Source organism: Capnocytophaga sp. ARDL2 (genome assembly GCF_041530365.1).
Lineage (GTDB): Bacteria > Bacteroidota > Bacteroidia > Flavobacteriales > Flavobacteriaceae > Flavobacterium.
The window spans coordinates 1,032,353-1,054,627 of the sequence record NZ_CP168034.1; the positions used below are offsets into that span (position 1 = coordinate 1,032,353).

Sequence of the window (22,275 nt, forward strand, 5' to 3'; positions counted from 1 at the left end):
ATTATAATCGTATTTTTGCAACAAAACATTCAATATGCGTATAGATATCATCACCGTTTTACCCGAATTAATCAAAAGTCCGTTTGAGGCTTCGATTTTGAAAAGAGCCATTGCCAAAGGTTTGGTCGAAGTGCATTTTCACAATTTACGAGACTATAGTACCAACAAACACAAAAATGTAGATGACTATCAATTCGGTGGAGGAGCTGGTATGGTGATGAGTATCGAACCAATCGATAGATGTATTTCACAATTGAAAAGCGAACGCCATTATGATGAGGTCATTTATATGACCCCAGACGGTGAGACTCTTAATCAGTCTATGGCAAACGGATTGTCACTTTTGGGGAATATCATCATACTTTGCGGACATTACAAAGGAGTCGATCAGCGAGTACGCGACCATTTTATCACCAGAGAAATTTCGATAGGAGATTATGTGCTTTCGGGAGGAGAATTGGGAGCAGCAGTACTTTGTGATGCCATCATTCGATTGATTCCTGGAGTGCTTTCCAATGAGACTTCGGCATTGACCGATAGTTTTCAGGACAATTTGTTGGCACCGCCGATTTACACAAGACCAGCCGAATACAAAGGTTGGAAAGTACCTGATATTTTGTTGAGTGGCAATTTTCCTGAAATCGAAAAATGGCGTGAAGATATGGCATATCAGCATACCAAAAACAGAAGACCTGATTTATTGGAAGAATAATATAAATAAAACAAACACATGAAATTTTCACAACGATTAGCCTACTACCTATTAGGACTGTTGATTGGTAGTTTTGCAGTATATTACTTTTTAGACGCAAAAGATACCAAATTTTGTTATTTACCCAATTGTCGCGTTTTGAAGGATTTGCGTTCAAAACCCTATATTGTGAGCGATAAAGCACACTACGAATTTAGTCAACTTTCTAAAGAAGAAATCAATACATTCCTCACCTTGGGAGATATAGATTTTAAAAACAGCAACATTCCTTACGAAGGTGGAAAACTCTATATCATCGAAGGTAAAAATGCTAAATTAGAACCTATGACTTTCAAAGTAATCAATCATACAGACAAAGTGATTTTTGATGAAATTATTGTAGAAAGGGGAGAGTGATTGTTTTAATTGAGTTTCACTTTTTAGTCGTCACATTCTATGTTTTTTTCAAGTGGAGCGTCTCTGCTAACTATAAATTCTTTGATTCTCTTTTGTAAAAAATCTTTTTGACGATGTGGTTAATTTAGAAAAATTATGATATTACAAGATACTATAGTAGCACTGGCAACACCTTCGGGGGCTGGTGCTGTTGCCATTATACGCGTTTCGGGACCAGAGGCTGTTGAGCAAGTAGCCACTGTGTTTCATTCTGTTAAAAACAAAGACTTACGCAAACAGAAAACGCATACCCTACATTTGGGATACATCAAAGACGGCGAAAAAATCATCGATCAGGTGTTGGTCTCGCTTTTCAAAGGAACCAATTCCTATACTGGCGAACCTACCGTAGAGATTTCGTGCCACGGTTCGGTGTTTATCCAACAGCAAATTATTCAGTTGTTGCTTCGCAATGGCGTGCGAATGGCTACTGCCGGTGAATTTACCATGCGTTCGTTTCTCAACGGAAAAATGGACTTGTCGCAAGCCGAAGCTGTTGCCGATTTGATTGCTTCAGACAACGAAGCCTCACATCAATTGGCAATGCAACAAATGCGTGGCGGATTTAGCAACGAGATTGCCAACTTACGCGAACAATTGCTCAATTTTGCCTCACTCATCGAACTGGAATTGGACTTTTCGGAAGAAGATGTGGAATTTGCCGACCGTACGGAATTTAGAAAATTATTAGAACGTATACAGTTTGTAATCAAGCGATTGATTGATTCGTTTGCAGTTGGAAATGTGATTAAAAACGGAATTCCTGTAGCCATTGTGGGCGAACCCAATGTAGGGAAATCGACCTTGCTCAATGCATTACTTAACGAGGAAAGAGCCATCGTATCAGATATTGCTGGAACCACTCGAGATACCATCGAAGACGAATTAGTCATCAACGGTATAGGCTTCCGATTTATCGATACAGCTGGAATTAGAGAAACCAAAGATGTAGTCGAAAACATTGGAATTCAGAAGACTTTTGAAAAAATTGACCAAGCACAAGTGGTGTTATATTTGTTAGAAAGTTCCAAGTTTCAAGTTTCAAGTTCTCAGTATATTGAAGAAATTGAAAGGGTTAAAAATCAATACCCACAAAAATCATTATTGGTGATTATTAACAAAGCAGATTTATTGGATGCTTCACAAATTGAAGATCTCAAGAAACAGATAGATAATTTACTATTCATTTCGGCTAAAGAAAAAATTGGTGTAGAAACTCTAAAAGAGCAATTGCTCAATTTGGTAAATACCGGAGCTCTTCGCAACAACGAAACCATCGTAACCAATACCCGTCATTACGATTCGCTAATTAAAGCCTTGGAAGAAATCCAAAAAGTACAGTACGGACTCGACACCCACCTTTCAGCCGATTTGATGGCGATAGACATTCGTCAAGCCTTGTACCATTTCGGTGAGATTACAGGACAAGTGTCTAACGATGAGCTACTCGGAAATATATTCTCGAAGTTTTGTATAGGAAAATAGGTTTTAATTGAGAATTATGACACGAGGACTTCTCCGACTGAGAGAAGTTAATTGATAATTGACCTCGTATTTGGTGGAGCAAGGAATTAAGGAATAAAAATGTAAGAGGCTTTCCGAAACTTTCGGACTTATTCCGCTAATGATTTATCTGGAAATAGGCTTGTATTTGAGGAATATACGGAAAAAGAAAGAATTAAATTGTAAAACTAAAATCATAAAAAAGCACAATCAAAAAACAACATCGTAACCCACGGATGAATTTAAAAACATACAACGAAAAACGCCCCAATTAAGGAGCGTTTTTGAGGGATATATACTTGACGCAAAGATACAAAGTTTTTACCTTTGTTAAAATTTTTAGATATTCTCAGTCCATTATGTACGAAAAACAAAATTATATACAACAATTTTTTAAAAAAGTACAATCCTACTACCCAATCTGCAATGAAACCTTCGATTTGTTGCTGAAAATCATTCATTTTGAAGAAATTAAATCTGGAGAATTGCTTTTACCTTTTGGCAAAATAGCCAAATACAAATATTTCATTTGTCAAGGGGCGGTAATCGCTTATTTTATAGATGGAAAAGGAAGTTTATACAACAAAAATATATTCCTTGAAAATGATTTTGCTGGGTCTTTAGTCTCATCAATATTACAAAAACCTTCTCAGTTTGAACTTCAAGCCGTTGAAGATTCGGTAATTATTTGCATTGACTATCAAAAATATAGGAAGTTAATAGATGAAAACTCAGATTTTAAAAATTTCTACATTGCTTATCTGGAAAAAAATTGGGTAATTGATAAGGAAAAACGAGAAATCGCTATTGTAATGCAGGAAGCCTCTGAAAGATACCTAAAATTATTAGAACAACATCTAAATATAGAAAACCATATTTCACTGAAAAACATAGCATTACATTTAGGAATCACTCCGACACAATTGAGTCGCATTCGTAAAGAATTAAAAAATTCTCTGCCAATCAACATATGTAAAGAGTTGTAATTTCAAAATGCTCTAATTTTGCCGTATGAATACAAAATTACTATTTATACTGGCTTTTATGGGGGGTGTTTGCTTAGCAATTCAAGCGGCATTTAATTCTCAACTGACGGTTCTGCTCAAAAAACCGATTTTTACTACTTTCATTTCTGCAATAAGTTCGGTAATATTTTCGTTACTATTTGTTTTACTGCTGTTTACAAAAGACCTTCCCAACAAAGAAAGTTTTAGGGAAATTCCTTGGTATTTGTGGTTGGCAGGTGGATTTTTCAGCATTGCAGGACTGATGCTTTACTTTATTACGATTCCTAAAATAGGCATTACCAAAGTTATCGTATTGGGACTTTGTGGACAATTGGTTTTCTCGGTTATCGCAGGGCATTTTGGTTGGCTCAATCTACCTGCTGACCCCATTACCTTGAAAAAAAGTATAGGCGTGGTGGTAATGATTGTAGGAATTCTTTTAATTTACTCGAAATGAAAAAAATACTTCAAAACACTCAGAATCTCTTTTCTCTTTGGAAAACTATGAGTGATTGTGCAGGAGAATACCATCAATTTGATACAATTTCGGTGGCGAAAGTTGCGAATTCAGAATATCCTAACAGAATTTGGCTGAACCAATATCCAAATATATTGACAAATGAAATTCTTAAAGAAATTCAATCTACTTCCTTTCAAAGTATTGAACCTTTGACATTTAGCTACTTTGCAAACGATGGTTTCCAAAACGAAGATGAAAAACTACAATCATTCGGATTTGTGAAAAAATCAGAACAATACGGAATGTCATTGGCTTTAACCGAAAAAATACTGGCAAACAATAAATTACAATTAAAAAAGATAGAAATAAAAGAACAATCGGAAATTTGGTCAGATGTATTTAGCAAATGTTTTGGTTATCATATTTCCGCTGAAAGTGTCTATAAATCAAAATCAGAAATTGAATTTTATTTGCTTTATTATCAAGAAAATACAATTGGAACTTTAGTTCTTCATCAAACCGAAAATATAATGGGCGTTCATTCGTTGGGGGTACTTCCTGAGTTTAGAAAATTAGGTTTTGCTGAAGAAATTATGTGTCAAATCATTAATCAATCTATTGAAAATCAGTCTAAAATAATAACTTTACAATCTTCCCCAATGGGCAGAAATCTTTACCTAAAATTAGGTTTTGAAGAGGATTTTTTGATGATGAATTACGCTCTTACTAATATCTTAAAATCAAAAAATCACACAATCAAAGAACAACATCGTAACCCACGGATTAAGTGGTAAATTTTTAGTTTTGAAAATCAAATAATTATCATCAATTTCTTCTGCTTTTAATAGTTTTGACCATAAATTTAATTTTAAATCTAAGATAATGGCATCAGTTTTATTGACTTCTTAAAGAAAAATATCATTATAAGTATACTTATTATATACACATTTATTATTATCTTTGTCCCGAATTTTAACTAACATAAATTATGTGGACAAAATCGTATTCGGTAGTTACCCAAGAAATTACAAAAGAGCAAATCTGGCAATTGTTTACAGATATTGATAATTGGAATCGCTGGAAGACTTCCATAGAATACTCAAAATTATTGGGCGAATTGAAAGTGGGGAGTTTCTTCATCCTAAAACCTAAAAAAGCTCCCAAAGTGAAAATGGAAATTGTGGAATTAGAACCCTTTAGGAAATTCACGGACTTAACCCGATTTCCTCTGGCAAAAATGTACGGGGAACATTTGTACGAAGAAACTCCCGATGGACTAAAAATCACCATAACAATGAGCGTAAAAGGATTGTTATCAAGACTTTGGATAAAACTTGTAGCCAATGATATTGTAAAAAATCTTCCAAAAGATATTGAAAATCAAATCAAACACGCTAAACAATTATAACCTTGTAGTCAGAAAATGAATAATATATTTCAATTGACACCCGAAGTCAGTTCTGGTCTTTTGCTTTTACAAGTAACGAATTTGTGGCAAAGAGAAATTAAGAAAATATTACAACCTTTCGGTTTAACACATCCTCAATTTATGATTTTGGCAAGTATTTACTGGTTTTCTTTGAAAAAGGAAGAAGTTACACAGATTTCATTGTCAAATTTTACACAGATTGACCCAATGACGACATCTCAAATCGTTAGAAATTTAGAAAAGAAAACTTTCATAATACGAAAAGAACACAAAACCGACACACGAGCTAAGGTAGTAGAAATTACAAATAAAGGTATGGACTCCATTAAAAAAGCAATTTTTGAAGTGGAAGAGTTTGACAAGCGTTTTTTTGGAAAACTCAGTGAAAAGCAATTTTTATTCAATGAATTCTTAAACATATTATTAAAACTAAAATCATAAAAAAATAGCACAATCAAAGAACAACATCGTAATCTATAAACTTAAAACATACATAGTAAAAGACACAAAAAACGCTCCTTAACTGGGGCGTTTTTAATGATATGATTTATATTCAGGTAGTTGTACAAACAACATTGTTATTTTTTATTTCCTCAACTTCCCGAAAGTTTCGCTAATCATTTCCATTCGTTTTTTAACTTTTTCAGCCGAGGCATCAAGAGTGTAGCCTTCGTCTAAAAGTTCCTTGATGAGGAGCATTTTTTTGATGTTTTTGTAATCATAGCGGCGGTTTTTACCCTCCTCTTCGGTCAGACTTTTGATGATGCCTTTGTTAAAAAAATATAGCTAATTCCAAATTATCGATTTAATTCTTCCATTTCCAAACTGATAAAGCGTATTGAGCAAGTTTCTTTGAACGCTTATTTATTTCATCAATATTCCAAATATCAATTTTTTGTTCTTTCAATTCTCTGGATAAAGCCGAAACATCAGTATATAATTTTCTTTTTTCCTCAAATGGTTTCTGACCAAATGTACTATTTGCAGAACCACTATTGAGTAGCAAATTTCCTACTGTGTTAATAACTGTTTTTAAGGTAGGAATTTCAGCATCATTCCCTAAATAATCCTTCCAATGTTGATTTAATGTTTGGGGTAAAATATGCTCTATTGTATTGATTGTAGAGTAATCTGGATATTCGTTATAATTCTGACACGATTTATCAATTTCTTGCAAAATATGCCTTGTAAAGTTCAGTTCTCTTTGATTATATAATTCTTTTGTTAAAAACGAATCTTCGAACTCTTGATTAGAAACCCATAGCCCTTCTTGTTGAAATCTTGTTTCAATTGCCCGAGCTTTATTTGGCTCGTTAATTACCTCATTGAGCAACGAAGGAAAAAAAGTATCAAATTTAGTCACACGCCTATTGGCTATTTTACTTCTTACTAAAAGGACATAAGTAGCTTCTAATAATTCCAATGTATCTTTCTCAGTAAGGTTGTTCAGAGAAAAACTTTTCAGAACACTCATTAAAAACGGTGTTATAGAAGTCATATTAGTTTGTGAAATTTTGTATAACAAATCCTTTACAGTATTGTTTGAATGCGGGAATTTTAAAGGTTGTTTAATGTTATTATAATAAGTAACATTTTCTAAAATATCGTTTAAAGTTGAAATGGCTTTTTCCTTAGATATTTTTTTATTTCGATTTTTGAAATGCACATACATTCTCCTCCCTTGACCAATTCTCTTTTTCTCTCCAATGGAAAAAAGATTAATTAAATAATCTTCAAAATTGCCTTCACCAACTTTTTTTCTTGACTCTAACCAGTGGTTATTATGTAATCTTTCGTGTTCATTGTTCGAGTCGTTTAATATAGGTTTAAAGATATAATTGCACAAAAGTTCGGATGCTGTTAGTGGCATTCCTGCATCATTTAGACTCTCAAAAATAGCTTGTGCATCGTCTTTTTTTTCGTCCAATGGAATCCAAACAATAGTCAATGAATTGATAATAATCTGATAAAGCTGCCAAAGTTCTTGAACACTAAAATTTTTTGTTTTTTTTGTTGTAAAATTTCACAAATTGATCTATTCTATTGGTGTCAGGAAAATATAATTTTTGATCTTCAAGCAGGAATGGGCTATTGGGGTTTTCTTGGAAAATTGTCTTATAAGTAGGATAACGATCTCCCTTGCTACTGAAAACCTTTAATTTTAGGTAATCGTCAATATCTGTTATATTATTAGAAAGTAGTTGATCTATTTCAGCACAATAACTTTGAGCCTCTGATGATAGAGGAGACAAGTTATTAAGAGATTTTTTTATTAATCCTAAAAGTAAATAAACAGTTGTAATTCTTTGCTGACCATCAATAATTAAATATCGCTTCAAATTCGGATGGGGAGCATTGGCTTTTTCTAATACCACAACAGGTCCAAAAAAATGTTCTTCATTTTCAAAATTGTTGTCATCTAACGCAGGAATTATTTCTTCATAAATATCACTCCAAAGTTTATCCCATTGTTTTTTCTCCCAAGCATATCCTCTTTGAAAGAAAGGGATTTCATACCTTACATTTGTGTTAAAAATATCTTTAAATCTTCTGCTAATTATTTTGTGTTCTTGATTCATTTAGTTTATAAATTGAATTTTAATACAATATTTATATGTGTATAACAATCTATTGATATATAGATTTTTATTGTGTTTTCTATTTTATTTCCTCAACTTCCCGAAAGTTTCGCTAATCATTTCCATTCGTTTTTTAACTTTTTCAGCCGAGGCATCAAGAGTGTAGCCTTCGTCTAAAAGTTCCTTGATGAGGAGCATTTTTTTGATGTTTTTGTAATCATAGCGGCGGTTTTTACCCTCCTCTTCGGTCAGACTTTTGATGATGCCTTTATCTTCCCAATAGCGGATTTGTCGGGTAGGAATACCTGTAATTTGTGATACTTCACCGATGCCTACCACCAATTTTTCTAAAAAATCGTAATCAAAACCAAGGTCTTTATTCTCTTTCATTTGTAGAAATTCTTAACATAAGATGTTGCAAATGTACTTTGTTTGAAAGTATTTTACAAATTTATTATTTTACAAAAATACTTAAATTATTGATATATAAGATTTAATAAAACAAAATTGTAAATAATTTTTAATAATTGTTGTTTATTTAAAAATAAAGCACTTATTTTGTATTTATAAATAATTTACAATTGAGGTTATTTTTAAACAATTTAATACCATAAGAAAATGAAGTATCTAATTTTAATTTTGACGATTATGAGCACATTTTTTAATCAAGCAAACGCACAGAAAATCAGTTTGGAACAGGCTAAACCGTATTTGGAGGCCTTTCAAAAAAGCATTGAAATCCCCAAAGAATATCAATTTCATTCGGTGGAAAATCTTTGGATAGAACCGCATAATGAAGAAATCATTGTAAATGGGAAATCATTGTCAATCAATGGAATGAAATACAAATGTTTTCGTCCTTCACACAATGACTACGCTTGGGTAATCGTTGGTTCAGATGGCACTATTATTACTTTTGAACGCGATATATTTTGGGACAATCACAAGCAAAAATGCATTACCGAAAAATGGTTACACGATAATTGGAGAATTGAAAAATAATTAAAAACAATTGAAAATGAAAAGAATAACTTTAACACTAATGATTTTTCTAATGGTAAATTTGTTACAAGCCCAAGTACAGGGAAAATCAGCCATCGTACTTATCGAAACTCAAAACGAATGGATGCATAAAGACGGGAAACTCCGTAAATTATTGATTCAAGATGAAACAATGATGCTAAAATCCATTCAAAACATTGAAAAAATAGTTGATTTCGCCCGAAAAAATAATATTCCTCTTATTCATTGCGGATTGCGATTCGATAAAGGCTATCCCGAACTTGCCAACGGAAAAAGCGGACTTAGAAAAGCCATTCCCAAAGCAGGAACATTTCTAAAAGAAGGTTTTGGTTCGCAATTTTACGAAAGCGTAAAGCCTATTGAGGGCGAATTTATAGTAACAGGCAGAGTGGGAGCCAGTGGTTTTACAGGTTCTAATTTAGATATTTATCTACGAAATAATAATATAGAGAATGTCTATTTGGTGGGGTACGCCACTCAAGTTTGTGTAGAAAGCACCCTGCGTGATGCTCACGAAAAGAGTTACAATACTTTTATAATTTCCGATGCTACTTCGGCTTTTAACAAGATGCAACAAGAGTATGTCCTCAATGAAATTGTTCACCATTTCGGAGAACACCTTACAACAAAAGAATTCATCAATCAAAAAAAATAAAATGGCACAGTCAAAGAACAACATCGTAACCCACGGCTTAAGTGGAAAAGTGGGAGATATTTTAGTCTTCTCCCAACGAAACGGGAAAACCATTGTTTCCAAAGCTCCCAAACGCAAAGCAGAATTTTCAGACAAACAAAAAGAGCATCATCAAAAATTCCAAAAAGCGGTCATTTACGCCAAAGGAGCATTGCAAAACCCTACTACCAAACAAATGTATGATGAGGCAGCCGCCAAAAAAGAAGGCTTAAATAGCTATAACATCGCTGTTGCCGACCTGATGAACGCCCCAAAAATTGAACAAATTGACCTTTCAGCATATACAGGGCAAGTGGGCGACCTTATCAAAATCAAGGCCTATGATGATTTTGCAGTAAAAGCAGTAACCGTTGAAATTCAAAATTCCGAAGGAACATTAGTCGAAAAAGGAAATGCTATTGACAATGGCTTGGAATGGATTTACACCGCAACGGTCAACAATCCTAATCTTTCAGGCGATAAAATTATCGTCCGTGCTACTGATAACCCTGACAATCTAACTGAAAAAGAAGTCCAGCTATAAATTTTTCAAACTACAAAAGAGATAGAGAAACGATAGAGACAGGATATAGCCATAACCAAAAGATACACAAAACACCCTTACCAAGGAGCGTTTTTCTTTTTAAACAATTCACACAAAACCAAATATTTTTAAGATTTAGCATAACTATAATAGGTACAAACACTTCTTCCCTGCTCAACAAGAAAAATTTCCTGTCAGTCTGAGCGAACTCGAAGACTCTTATCTCAGTAATTTTAAATCCAAAAATCGTATCCCACTTCAAAAAACCTTGTATTTTTGCACCAAAAAAGAATAATATGAAATACATACTTTTTGCTATTGCTTTATGGGGAGGGACTTGCCTTTACGCCCAAACCGATACTTCGGGGAGAACTCTTCACCGAGCAACTCCCGAAATGAAAACCAAACTCCAACACACCAAACTGAAAGTAGGCTTTAACTTTGAGAATCAAACCCTAAATGGTGAGGAATGGCTCACGGCTTCGCCTTATTTTTATGCCACCGATAGCCTAATTTTAGATGCCAAATCAATGCTCATCCACGAGGTAAAACTCAATGACCAACCGCTAAAATATGCCTATGAAAAGGATTTTCTGAAAATAAAATTGGATAAAATCTATCAGAAAAACGAAAACTACACCGTGTACATTCGCTATACGGCACAGCCTGAAAAAGTCATTGAAAAAGAGGGGGCAAGAAGTGATGCCAAAGGCTTGTATTTCATCAATCCGAAAGGAGAAATTCCTGATGTGCCTACCCAAATTTGGACGCAGGGCGAAACCGAATCTTCATCGTGCTGGTTTCCCACTATCGATAAGCCCAACCAAAAAACCACGCAGGAAATTTATATGACTGTTCCCGATAAATTCGTAACCCTGTCCAACGGGATTTTAAAATCTTCCGTAAAAGAAGCCAATCACCTACGCACAGACCATTGGGTAATGGATAAACCTCACGCTCCGTATCTCTTCTTTATGGGTGTGGGCGATTTCGCCGTAGTGAAAGACACCCCGTGGCGAGGCACTATTCCCGTGGATTATTATGTGGAAAAAGAATACGAATCGGTGGCAAAAAAAATCTTTGGGCATACAGCGGAAATGATGGAGTTTTACTCTAAAAAATTCGGATATGATTTCCCTTGGCAGAAATACGCACAAATGGTAGTTCGCGATTTTGTGGCGGGGGCAATGGAAAATACCACAGCGGTAAGCCACGCCGAGTCTGCTCATCAGCCGAGCGAAGTTTTGGCAGACGAAAACTATTGGGAAGCCATTATCGCTCACGAAATGGGGCATCATTGGTTTGGCGATTTGGTAACCACCGAAAGTTGGGCAAACCTTACCATCAATGAATCTTTTGCCAATTATTCCGAGTATCTGTGGTACGAATACAAATACGGAAAAGATGCCGCCGACTATCACCTCAACAATAAAGTGGGACAATACCGCCACCGCTCAACGGATTTTCTGAAAAATTTGGTGCGTTTTGGCTACAACGACAAGGACGATATGTTCGATTTGGTATCGTACAACAAAGGCGGTGCAATTTTGCATATGCTTCGTGATTATTTGGGCGATGAGGCTTTTTTTCAAGGGATTACAGATTTTTTGAAAACTTATGAATTCGGCACAGGAGAAGCCCATCAGCTAAGACTTTCCTTTGAAAAAGTCAGTGGAAAAGACCTCAATTGGTTTTTCAATCAGTGGTTTTTCTCTCACGGGCATCCCTTCGTAGCTGTGGAAAAAAATTACGATGCAAAAACGCAAAAAATTCATTTGAAAATTATTCAAAATCAGGAAGAAGATGTGCTTTTTGAGTTTCCTTTGGAAGTGGATATTTATGAAAACGGAACTTACCACCGACACCAAGTTTGGGTAAAAGCTCAAAAGGAAAACGAATTTTATTTCTCGGCGAAGAAAAACCCTAATTTGGTGAATGTCAATCCGAGAGGTGTTCTTATTTGGGTGGAAGCATCGTACAAAACCCCTGCTGAATACGCCTATCAGTACCAACACGCCAAAGATTTCAAAAGCAGATGGCAAGCAGTAGAATTTGCGGAAGAAAATCAGGATAATCCATTGCTAATGAAAGCGATAAAAGACCCTTTCTATCAAGTTCGAATTAAAGCCTTGAATGCTTTGGCAGGTCAGAAATTAAGCAAAAAAGAATTTGCCGAGATAGAAAAAATTGCCAAAACCGACCCTAAAAATTTGGTAAAATCGGCAGCAATGTGGACTTTGGCAGCGACCCAAAACCGAAAATATTTACCTGTTTTCGAAAACGCTTTGGGCGTACATTCGGCAGCCATACAAAATGCAGCACTCAACGGCATCGGCAAAATAGACGCTACACGAGCTAAAAACTTCTTATTAAAATCCGCTCCCGAAAATTTCACTTCAGACCAATTGGTTTGGGTATTTTCCGTAATCGTGGACAACAAAATGGAGAAATATTTACCGAAAGTGCTTCCGTACATTATTTATTATCCGTTCATAGAAAAGGACAACCCGAAACAAGCTGAAATTTTCCGCAAGGGCTACTTATGGGCAATGAGCTTAGACGATAGGGCTTTGGTAGAAATCATTGCCAAATCTTTCAGAGCGGCGGCTCCGTATTCCGATAAAGGTTCAGAAGCCAACAAAGCCACCATCAAAGTTCTGGACGAGGGCATCGCCGCCAAACGAAAACTCCCCCCAACCGCCTCCGTACAACAACAGATACAGCTATTGGAAGAAGTAAAAGCCTTGTTTTGATTGGCAAAATTCCTTGTATTAAAGGGATTTTGAAACGGGTTTAAAGCAACTTTAAACCAAGTAAAATGATTCAATGGAGCAACATCAAGTTTTGAGGTGTTGTGTATATTAATTGGTTTAAGAAAGAATAACTTAATTACAATTGTTAAATTCCATTGGTTAGTAAATTTAATTTTTAGGGAATAAATTTTTCCATTTCTGAATGAATGTGGATTTGATAGAGGAAATTTGTACTTTTGCTAACAAAATATTTCAATGTGGTTCAACTAATAAAAATACTTTTATTAGTTATTTTTAACTTATTATTAATACACTAAAAATGGTACAAGATACAATAAAACAGAAAGTAGACGAATTTGATTCATCTGACGGCGTTGAAAGTGGAGAAATTGAAGAAATTCAGCCATTTGATCCTGAAAAAATATCCATTGACACTAAAACTTTTACAATGGAGGCTTGTTTGAGACGACTGGAACAAAAGACATTGATTTTAAATCCAGATTTTCAAAGAAATGAGGTGTGGAATGAAGATAAAAAATCAAGGCTTATAGAATCTCTTATTTTGAAAATTCCATTACCTATGTTTTATGTTTCTGCAGATGAAAATAATGTATTTTATGTAGTAGATGGACTACAACGGTTGAGTACTATCAGAGATTTTGTATTGGGGAAAGAATATTTGGATACTTTGAAGCTAGAAGAAAAGGGAAATGGATTTAGATTAAAAAATTTAGAATTTTGGGGAGAGAAATTCAATGGTTCTAATTTTAAGTCTTTACCTATTCATATTTACAATAGAATTTTAGAGACTGAGTTTACTTTTACAATCATTAATCCTGGTACACCAGAAGAGGTGAAAAGAAATATATTTAAAAGAATTAATACAGGTGGAGAACCCTTAACTTCTCAAGAAATAAGACACGCTTTATACATCGGAGCAAGTACAGAATTCTTATTAGATTTATCTAAAAGCAATGAATTTCTAAAAGCTACAGATAATTCTATCAAATCAGGAAGAATGATGGATAGAGAAATTATACTAAGAGCTTTGGCTTTTATGGTCAGAAGCTATGATTCCTATCCTAAAAATAATGATATGGATGAATTTTTATCTGATACAATGAGAATAATAAATGTATATAACAACAAGCGACCTTTAAGCAAAGCGGATATCAAATTTAAAGAATCTGTAGAATCAAATGAGATAAATCATAATTTGAATGATTTAAAAAACAAGTTTAATACGGCAATGATAAGGTCTTTCAAACTTTTTGGAAAACATTCATTTAGAAAAAGCTATAATAATAAACAAAGAACTCCTATAAATAAGGGACTTTTTGAGGTTTGGTGTAATACTCTTTCTAACTTAAATGAATATGAATATGAAAAATTATTATCTAATAGGAAAGGATTTATGAATGACTATATTGAATTATTAAATGATAATAATTTTATTATTGTTATATCAAGAGACAGTCAGAAGTCGAGTAGTGTTAAAACTAGATATGAAAGGATTAATGAACTTGTAAATAAACATATAAAATGGTAAAAAGTATAAACATTTCTGGTTTTAAATCATTATTAGAAAACTACATTGAATTTGGAAATTTAACCTTATTGACTGGATTAAATAGCTCAGGAAAAAGTTCGATAATTCAGGCTCTACTGATGTTAGAAAAAGCATATTATGAAAAAGATAATGTGCTTTTGGAAAATCACGGCTCAATGAGAGATTTGAAAAACCCATATCAAGAAGAAAATATAAAATTTGATATCCGAATTGATGATGCTGAAAATACCATTGAATTTTGTGATGATGATAAATGTTTAATTCCTAACGATAAACTTATTTTTCCTGAAATTATTTATATCTCAGCAAACAGATTTGGTCCATCTATAAATTTGCCTATATATAATAATTCTGTAAGAAAAAATAAAATTGGTAAAAATGGCGAAAATCTTATTCAGTTTATTGATTTTTACAAAGATGAAATAATTGACAATTCTTTAATTCGAGATGAATCTGAGGGGAATACCGTATTATTCAATATTAGAACTTGGTTAAATATTATTTCTCCGAATATAAAATTTGATTACAATATAGATAAGAAAAGTGATACTTCGTATGCACTGTTTAATGGATATAGATCTACTAATGTTGGATTTGGATTAAGTTATTCTCTAAGCGTTATCGCAACTCTGTTAATCGGTTCTGTAATAAAGAACTCTTTAATAATAATTGAAAATCCAGAGGCTCATTTACATCCTAGAGGACAAGTTGAATTAGCAAAACTAATGTCTTTATGTGCGAATAACGGAAATCAGATAATTGTAGAAACTCATAGCGACCATATCTTTGATAGTGTTAGAATAGCTTGTAAAGAAATGGAAGGATTTAATGAAAAAGTGAAATTACATTGGCTCGAACTTAATGAAAAAAATAATTCTACAATTATTTCTCCCATAATTAGCAAGAAAGGAAGAATTGACGAATGGTCACAAGGTTTTTTTGACCAATTTGAAATAAACTCTTCAAAATTAATCTAACATAAAATGATTTATTATTCATTCAATGAATGTTTTAGTAAGAATATTGGTTTTAATTTATTGAAACAGTGTTTTTCTGATACACTAAAACATTATAAAAACATAGCTGAAAAACATCCAGATGTAGTTTTTGGGATTCTTACCGACAAAGTTATCAGTGATGTTGAAATTAATAAAAAAAATAGTTTGTACGATTTGGTTGATTCATTAGATAGAGAAGAAAAAAGATATGCTTTTAGTTTATTGAATAAATATCCTACTGAAGATTTTTTCGAAATTGATAATATAGATTCGTTAATTGATAATAACTATATTTTATCTGTTGATAATTGTGAATATAATGCTTTTAGTCATAAAATAATTAGCTTGTATAGTGGTTTTTTATTCTCTTTGGGCGTTCACAATGATTTAAAGAAAAATCAATTAGGAATATTAGAAAAAAATAATAAAGAATCAATAGCCCTTATTGATAACCTTTTTGGAGAACAAGCTAATACAAAATATAATCTACAACAAATTAGCAATAAAATTGGTCAATCAAAACAAGGGTTCAATAAATTATTAACACTATTCGGGGCACCTATCTTCGATGAAAGACTTTTTAAAAAGGAATATGAACATTTATCAGTTGAAATACAGAATTGCATTTATGATAATTTTGAAATAGCTAAAACACGAGATTTACCTACTCCTTTTTCTGCTGATGGACAATTGATTAAGGATGTTACTCCTCAAAAAGAAAACAATATAAAGGTGTATGAATTGAGAATTTTTAAACCTGTATGTATAAGAATATATTTTTATGAAAATAATGAAAATATATATTTAGCATCTATTACTAGAAAACCAGCTAAAAACACTCAAAGCAAAGATATTAGAACAGCTTTATCTATAATAAAATCTCTAATTAAAACGCATTAGATTGAATTATTGTTTACTCTCTATGATAGTTTGTTCATTATTTTAATTTATTGTCAAATAAATATTTTTTGAAAAGAGAGAGCTTTTACTCTCTCTTTTTTCTCATATATTTTGTTGTTTTTACACACTTTCTTTAATCTAAAAAATTACATTTGCTAATATTAAATTTAAAATTCCAAAACCATTCAAAACTTGATACCTTTGCAAAAAAATAGCTAATCAAAAATGAATCTCCATACGATTTTTACGGAAAACTTTTCCTTGGGAAAGGAAATCGTTATCCAAAGAGGAGCGTTTTTAAAAACGCCTGATACGAAAGACACGCATATTTATCTTGTGAAAGAGGGGAGTTTAAAAATCGGATTTTTTACCGAAAATGAAGACAAAATACTAAGGTTCGGGTACGAGAATGATGTAATCACGGCATTGGATTCTTTTATCACAGAACAGAAATCCAAATTGTATATTCAGGCAATCAAAAAGTGTCGTTTGGCGGTGGTTTCTAAGTCGGATTTTATGGCATTTGCACAAAAATCTTCTGAAAACTTGTGGATTTATACCAAAATTTTAGAAAAACTACTTGTTGACCAATTGGAACGCGAACAAGATTTGCTCTTACCCTCGCCCAGAGAACGCTACCAGCGAATTTTGAAACGCAACCCCCAACTTTTTCAGCAAATTCCGCACAGGCACATCGCCGTGTATTTGGGAATGACCGAAGAGACGCTTTCCAGACTCAAAAAAACATTGACGCCAATCAAGATTTAGCACCTCCATTTTGCTGACCTTTGCCCCAAAAAAGATGGACAGAAAACAATTGTTAGACACGCTTACCCAAATAACGCTGGAAAATAAAACCTTTGCAGAAGCACTGCTACTAAAATCCGAAATAGAACTCAGCAATAGCCCCAGTGATGATAGTTGGAGTATTTTGGAATGTATCGAACACCTGAATTTGTACGGAAATTTTTATCTGCCCGAAATAGCTTCGTGTATAGCAAAAGCTGATGAAAGCAACCGTAATCTGTTCAAAAGCGGATTTTTAGGCAATTATTTTGTGAAACTTATTCAGCCCAAACCTCGGCTCAACAAAATGAAAACCGCCACTAAAATGAATCCCAAAGGGCGTAGGCTTACAAAGAATTGTTTGCAAGTTTTTATCCGTCAGCAAAACCAACTCCTTGATTTACTACAAAAAGCTCACACTGTGGATTTGGCTAAATGCAAGACCAATATCAGCATCGTTCCATTCATCAGACTTCGTTTGGGAGATACCTTGCAATTTGTAGTTTATCACAATCAGCGACATATGAAGCAGGTGTGGGATATTTTGGATGCAAATAAAAAAACTCTTGAAACCGAGGATAAATAATCAAAGAAGGTTGTTGTAATATAAGTATCATAAAAGGATTCTCTCAGGGTGCTATTTTTCATAAATGAATAATTTTTCATTAGCAATATTAATTCGTTCTTGACTTACATCAATGACGGGAAGTAAAAAACCGCCTACCTTTGCCCTGAATTTAAAAATAAAGAAGATATGTCAACAGTAAAATGGTCATTAGACACCGCTCACAGTGAATTGAATTTCAAGGTAAAACACCTTATGATTTCTAACGTAAAAGGAAGTTTCAAAGACTTTTCAGTGGAAATTCTTGGCGAAGATTTCGCAACTTCAAAAGTAAATACACAGGTAAAAACTACTTCTATTTTCACCAACAACGAGGATAGAGACAACCACTTGCGTAGTGCTGATTTCTTCGATGTGGAAAACTTCCCAGAAATGAAATTTGAGGGGATTTCTCTTACCAAAAAATCAGACGATGAGTTCACTTTGGTAGGAAACCTCACTATAAAAGATGTTACCAAAGAAGTAACTTTGGCAGTAGATTTTGGAGGAGTGAGCAAAGACCCTTGGGGAAATGAAAAGTTAGGTTTCTCTGTAAAAGGAAAAATCAACAGAAAAGATTTCGGACTCAACTGGAATGCTGCTTTAGAAACAGGAGGTGTTTTGGTAAGTGATGAAGTGAGAATCGAAGGTGAATTGCAATTTGCAAAACAAAACTAAAAATAAGTAAAACTCAATCACTAACTAATCTTCAGGGCTTTTACAATGATTGTAAAAGCTCTGATTTTGTTTCAATAGAAAATTTCTAACCAAATTTGTATTATCTTTACCTCCAAAATTGATAGATAATGATGGTTAGTGAATATTTTTCAAAGTTGGTGCAACTCTCCACAGAGGAAAAAAACTTGATAGATAAGAGCTTTGAACTGAAATCCTTCTCCAAAGGAGATTTTGCCTTGCGTTTGGGAGTGATTTGTGAATCTGAATTTTTTGTAAAACAGGGCTGTCTTAAAAATTATTATATCGACTTTCAAGGCAATGAAATTATTCTTTCTTTTGCTATAGAGCATTGGTGGATTGGTGATTTTGACAGTTTTAACAATCATACTCCCAGTAAAATGTTTGTAGAAGCTTTGGAAGATAGCGAGGTTTATACTATTTCCTACAACAAAAAACAGCAACTACTCAAAGATATTCCACAATTGGAGCGTGCTTATCGTATACTTTTAGAACGACATTTACAAAACTATCAGGAACGAATTTATTCTGTATTAGCACTTTCGGCCAAGAACGCTACGAACGATTTTTAAAAAAATATGCCAAATTGGTGCAGTGCGTTCCACAGTACTCTATCGCTTCTTTTTTGGGTGTAACCCCCGAAACGCTGAGCCGTATCAGAGCTAAACAGGCTAAGAAATAGAAATCATAATCCGAAAAATAAATTAAAAACATAAAAAAACTCCATACAAAATGGAGTTTTTTTATTATTCTAGTTGGTTGTATTAACGATAATGTTAATACTTTTTCCACTCTTGGTATCAGTAATATAAGTGGAGGCTCTTCCGCCTTCTTTAAGAGCTGTAATTTCTAAATATTCTTTGTCTTTGCTAAGGTTTATTATTGCGATTTGAAGGTTTTGAGTATAATCATAATCTCCATTTCCAGAAATAATTTTAATTCTATCGGTTTTTCCTCTTTTTATAGTAATTTCTGTTTTTTCAAGAGTGAATTTTTTTAATGGAGTGATAGATTCCTTTTTAGGTTCTGTTGATTTGGAATAATCATCATCTCTTCCACAACTTGCCAATGTGCCTATGACCATTGTAGCAATCATCAAATGTGATACAAATTTCTTCATTTTTTTAATTGTAATGTATATTGAGCCATTGCCTTACAATTATTATGCCAAATAATCTAACATAAGAAATAAAATGATATTTTGGATGCTTTGAAATAGTGAAAATGAAATAAAAGACGAAATAAATTTATAGTTTAAACGCTAAAAAAATGAATATTTTAAAAATTTCTATAATCAATTTTTATTTTTTTGTATGATAATACTTTTTCCTTAGTCTAATTTGTATCTTTGCTTCCTAAAACATTTTTTACAGACAAATATATGGATCATAAAATTCACAATCAGATTGTTAATTTCATTTGGAGTATTGCCGATGATGTACTAAGAGATATTTTTGTTCGTGGAAAATACCGCGATATTATTTTGCCATTTACGGTACTTAGGCGTTTAGATGCCTTGTTGGTGCCTACCAAACAAAAAGTTTTGGAAGCAGTAGAATTTATGCGAAAAGAAAAAATCGACGACTATTCGGCACTCAAATCGGTTACTAATTATCCGTTTTACAATACCTCTAAATTTACTTTCGAGAGCCTTCTCAATGATGCCAATAACATAGACAGCAATTTAGAAGCCTATTTAGACGGATTTAGCCCCAATGTACAAGAAATCATCAGTAAATTCAAATTGAGAAATCAGTTGGAAACGATGAAAGAAAACGGAATTACTTTTCTTTTGATTGAAAAATTTGCTTCCAAAGAAATCAACCTTAGCCCCAACGAAGCCCTAAATGGCAAAGGCGAAAAAATGCCTCCGCTTACCAATTTGGGTATGGGCTATGTATTTGAAGAACTGATACGAAAATTCAACGAGGAAAACAACGAAGAAGCAGGAGAACATTTTACCCCACGAGAAATCATCAAACTGATGACGCATATTTTGTTTCTTCCAGTAAAAGACAAAATTACAAAAGGGACTTATCTCATTTATGACCCAGCCTGTGGTAGCGGAGGTATGCTTACCGAAGCCGAAAGTTTTGCCGAAGAAATTACCGGACGAAAAGGCGGTTTTAGTCTCTATGGGCAAGAAGTAAATCCTGAAACCTATGCTATTTGCACCTCGGATATGCTCATCAAAGGCGACAAACCCGAAAATATAGCCTTTGGTTCTACGCTCTCAAAAGATGGTTTTCCAGAGTTGTTTTTTGATTTTATGCTCTCCAATCCTCCTTACGGAAAAACTTGGAAATTAGACGAAAGTGCCATTGTAGATAATCGCGGAAAGAAAGGCAAGGGCGAAAATAGCGAAAACATTAAAGACCCTCGTTTTCAAGTGGGATTGCCTACCATTTCAGACGGACAACTATTATTTTTGATGAATATGGTAAGCAAAATGAAACACGATACCTCATTGGGAAGTCGCATAGCTTCCGTGCATAATGGTTCGTCTTTGTTTACAGGAGATGCAGGAGGTGGTGAAAGTGAAATCCGAAAATATATCATCGAAAATGACTATTTGGACTGCATCATCGCACTGCCCAAAAATATTTTTTACAACACAGGTATTCCTACTTATGTATGGATACTCAACAACCGAAAACCCACACACCGCAAAGGCAAAGTACAACTGATCAACGCATTGGATTTGTTTGTAAAATTGCGTAAAAACTTGGGCGATAAAAACTGCGAAATGACCGCCGAACACATCGACCAAATTACAGACCTGTATATGAACTTTACCGAATCGGATATTTCAAAAATATTTTCCAATGAGCATTTTGGTTATCGCAAAATTACGGTAGAAAGACCCTTGCGTTTGTCTGTAAAATTTACAGAAGAAGCCCTTGAAAACCTGCGTTTTGACAAGAATTTGGAAGAGCCAATGCGTTGGGCTTATCAAAAATTTGGTAAAAAAGTATATACCGAGCTTGAAAACCTAAAAACCGAAATAGAAAAATACCTTGCCAAAAGTGAGGTAAAACTCAAAACCAACGATAAAAAAAATTTGTTTAGTCAAACATTTTGGAACACCCAGTTGGAAAACTTGGAAAAGGCAAAACAACTAATGGAACATATTGGCACTAAGCAATTTGACAATTACAATGAATTTCTCTTACTTTTTGATCAAACAATCAAAAAACATAAGATAAAATTGGACAACAAAGCACAAAAAAACTTGCTCAACGCCATCAGTTGGAAAAATGAAGAGGCTACCCCCGTAATCAAAAAGGTAGAAAAAAACGGAACAATCACTTACGAAGCCGATACCGACCTCAGAGACACCGAAAATGTGCCACTGAGCGAAGAGATACAAACCTACTTTGAGCGAGAAGTCTTGGCACATATCCCCGATGCGTGGATAGACCACAGCAAAACTGTAACGGGTTATGAAATTTCGTTTACACGCTATTTTTATCGCTATACCCCTCCGAGGAGTATAGAAGAAATCGCTGCCGAAATCCTACAATTGGAGCAAGAAACCGATGGTATTTTAAAGCAAATAGTGAGTTAAGTGCATAAAAATAGTACTAAATGTAGTTTAGAAAA

The 22,275-nt window shown here is 33.7% G+C and carries 24 protein-coding genes and 1 pseudogene; 20 read left to right on the plus strand and 5 right to left on the minus strand.

The features are described 5' to 3' along the window. The first annotated feature begins 34 nt into the window (after window positions 1-34). The 8 genes from trmD to AB4865_RS05140 all read left to right on the plus strand — a co-directional run bounded on the left by trmD (window position 35) and on the right by AB4865_RS05140 (window position 5,987). The gene (gene trmD, locus AB4865_RS05105) at window positions 35-712 is read left to right on the plus strand and encodes a tRNA (guanosine(37)-N1)-methyltransferase TrmD (RefSeq protein ID WP_372474647.1); all 678 of its coding nucleotides are present in this window, start codon (window positions 35-37) and stop codon (window positions 710-712) included. 18 nt (window positions 713-730) lie between these two features. Beyond that, window positions 731-1,108: a DUF4258 domain-containing protein gene (locus AB4865_RS05110; protein WP_372474648.1), complete on the plus strand. Its 378-nt coding sequence runs from the start codon at window positions 731-733 to the stop codon at window positions 1,106-1,108. 135 nt (window positions 1,109-1,243) lie between these two features. Beyond that, window positions 1,244-2,632 (plus strand): tRNA uridine-5-carboxymethylaminomethyl(34) synthesis GTPase MnmE, encoded by a 1,389-nt coding sequence (mnmE, locus tag AB4865_RS05115; RefSeq protein ID WP_372474649.1) that lies wholly within the window; start codon window positions 1,244-1,246, stop codon window positions 2,630-2,632. A 461-nt stretch (window positions 2,633-3,093) separates the two neighbouring features. Then, entirely contained in the window at window positions 3,094-3,636 is a 543-nt protein-coding gene (locus tag AB4865_RS05120; RefSeq protein ID WP_372474650.1) for a Crp/Fnr family transcriptional regulator, read from the plus strand. A gap of 25 nt (window positions 3,637-3,661) precedes the next feature. After that, window positions 3,662-4,114: a DMT family transporter gene (locus AB4865_RS05125; protein WP_212895807.1), complete on the plus strand. Its 453-nt coding sequence runs from the start codon at window positions 3,662-3,664 to the stop codon at window positions 4,112-4,114. A gap of 47 nt (window positions 4,115-4,161) precedes the next feature. Then, window positions 4,162-4,911: a GNAT family N-acetyltransferase gene (locus AB4865_RS05130; protein ID WP_372474651.1), complete on the plus strand. Its 750-nt coding sequence runs from the start codon at window positions 4,162-4,164 to the stop codon at window positions 4,909-4,911. A gap of 194 nt (window positions 4,912-5,105) precedes the next feature. Beyond that, a complete protein-coding gene (locus AB4865_RS05135; protein WP_041990688.1) occupies window positions 5,106-5,525 on the plus strand; it encodes an SRPBCC family protein in 420 nt (139 codons plus the stop codon). A gap of 15 nt (window positions 5,526-5,540) precedes the next feature. Further along, window positions 5,541-5,987 (plus strand): MarR family winged helix-turn-helix transcriptional regulator, encoded by a 447-nt coding sequence (locus tag AB4865_RS05140; RefSeq protein ID WP_372474652.1) that lies wholly within the window; start codon window positions 5,541-5,543, stop codon window positions 5,985-5,987. Window positions 5,988-6,131: 144 nt separating this feature from the next. Here AB4865_RS05140 and AB4865_RS05145 read toward each other — a convergent pair. The 4 genes and pseudogenes from AB4865_RS05145 to AB4865_RS05160 form a co-directional block, all read right to left on the minus strand. Continuing rightward, window positions 6,132-6,329: pseudogene (locus tag AB4865_RS05145) on the minus strand (MerR family transcriptional regulator); the annotation flags it as partial. Between the two features lie 22 nt (window positions 6,330-6,351). Continuing rightward, window positions 6,352-7,473 (minus strand): HNH endonuclease family protein, encoded by a 1,122-nt coding sequence (locus tag AB4865_RS05150; protein ID WP_372474654.1) that lies wholly within the window; start codon window positions 7,471-7,473, stop codon window positions 6,352-6,354. Between the two features lie 64 nt (window positions 7,474-7,537). Next, window positions 7,538-8,125 carry a DUF262 domain-containing protein gene (locus tag AB4865_RS05155; RefSeq protein ID WP_372474655.1) on the minus strand — a complete coding sequence of 196 codons (588 nt, stop codon included), beginning with the start codon at window positions 8,123-8,125 and terminating at the stop codon, window positions 7,538-7,540. Window positions 8,126-8,209: 84 nt separating this feature from the next. Then, entirely contained in the window at window positions 8,210-8,515 is a 306-nt protein-coding gene (locus tag AB4865_RS05160; RefSeq protein ID WP_372474656.1) for a MerR family transcriptional regulator, read from the minus strand. Window positions 8,516-8,773: 258 nt separating this feature from the next. On the opposite strand from AB4865_RS05160, the gene AB4865_RS05165 reads away from it, so the two are divergent. The 11 genes from AB4865_RS05165 (at window position 8,774) to AB4865_RS05215 (ending at window position 19,244) form a co-directional block, all read left to right on the plus strand. Continuing rightward, on the plus strand, window positions 8,774-9,127 hold the full coding sequence (locus tag AB4865_RS05165) for a hypothetical protein (RefSeq protein WP_372474657.1): 354 nt from the start codon (window positions 8,774-8,776) through the stop codon (window positions 9,125-9,127). A gap of 16 nt (window positions 9,128-9,143) precedes the next feature. Next, complete coding sequence (locus AB4865_RS05170) at window positions 9,144-9,803, plus strand: cysteine hydrolase (RefSeq protein WP_372474658.1); 660 nt, start codon at window positions 9,144-9,146, stop codon at window positions 9,801-9,803. A gap of 1 nt (window position 9,804) precedes the next feature. Next, window positions 9,805-10,365 carry a hypothetical protein gene (locus tag AB4865_RS05175; RefSeq protein ID WP_041999124.1) on the plus strand — a complete coding sequence of 187 codons (561 nt, stop codon included), beginning with the start codon at window positions 9,805-9,807 and terminating at the stop codon, window positions 10,363-10,365. A gap of 296 nt (window positions 10,366-10,661) precedes the next feature. Then, a complete protein-coding gene (locus tag AB4865_RS05180) occupies window positions 10,662-13,118 on the plus strand; it encodes a M1 family aminopeptidase (protein ID WP_372474659.1) in 2,457 nt (818 codons plus the stop codon). Window positions 13,119-13,437: 319 nt separating this feature from the next. Beyond that, entirely contained in the window at window positions 13,438-14,667 is a 1,230-nt protein-coding gene (locus AB4865_RS05185) for a DUF262 domain-containing protein (RefSeq protein WP_372474660.1), read from the plus strand. After that, window positions 14,661-15,665 carry a DUF3696 domain-containing protein gene (locus AB4865_RS05190; protein WP_372474661.1) on the plus strand — a complete coding sequence of 335 codons (1,005 nt, stop codon included), beginning with the start codon at window positions 14,661-14,663 and terminating at the stop codon, window positions 15,663-15,665. The genes AB4865_RS05185 and AB4865_RS05190 overlap by 7 nt, the downstream gene beginning before the upstream one ends. A gap of 6 nt (window positions 15,666-15,671) precedes the next feature. Further along, window positions 15,672-16,586: a hypothetical protein gene (locus AB4865_RS05195; protein WP_372474662.1), complete on the plus strand. Its 915-nt coding sequence runs from the start codon at window positions 15,672-15,674 to the stop codon at window positions 16,584-16,586. Between the two features lie 225 nt (window positions 16,587-16,811). Continuing rightward, window positions 16,812-17,354 carry a Crp/Fnr family transcriptional regulator gene (locus tag AB4865_RS05200; protein WP_372474663.1) on the plus strand — a complete coding sequence of 181 codons (543 nt, stop codon included), beginning with the start codon at window positions 16,812-16,814 and terminating at the stop codon, window positions 17,352-17,354. A 34-nt stretch (window positions 17,355-17,388) separates the two neighbouring features. Beyond that, window positions 17,389-17,958, plus strand: a complete 570-nt coding sequence (locus AB4865_RS05205) for a DinB family protein (RefSeq protein WP_372474664.1) — start codon at window positions 17,389-17,391, stop codon at window positions 17,956-17,958. 168 nt (window positions 17,959-18,126) lie between these two features. Continuing rightward, window positions 18,127-18,654, plus strand: coding sequence for a YceI family protein (locus tag AB4865_RS05210; RefSeq protein ID WP_372474665.1), 528 nt, complete (start codon window positions 18,127-18,129; stop codon window positions 18,652-18,654). 128 nt (window positions 18,655-18,782) lie between these two features. Continuing rightward, a complete protein-coding gene (locus AB4865_RS05215; protein WP_372474666.1) occupies window positions 18,783-19,244 on the plus strand; it encodes a Crp/Fnr family transcriptional regulator in 462 nt (153 codons plus the stop codon). Window positions 19,245-19,423: 179 nt separating this feature from the next. Here AB4865_RS05215 and AB4865_RS05220 read toward each other — a convergent pair whose 3' ends face one another. Continuing rightward, entirely contained in the window at window positions 19,424-19,792 is a 369-nt protein-coding gene (locus AB4865_RS05220; RefSeq protein ID WP_372474667.1) for a hypothetical protein, read from the minus strand. Window positions 19,793-20,053: 261 nt separating this feature from the next. On the opposite strand from AB4865_RS05220, the gene AB4865_RS05225 reads away from it, so the two are divergent. Continuing rightward, window positions 20,054-22,240 (plus strand): N-6 DNA methylase, encoded by a 2,187-nt coding sequence (locus AB4865_RS05225; protein ID WP_372474668.1) that lies wholly within the window; start codon window positions 20,054-20,056, stop codon window positions 22,238-22,240. The last annotated feature ends 35 nt before the right edge of the window (window positions 22,241-22,275 follow it).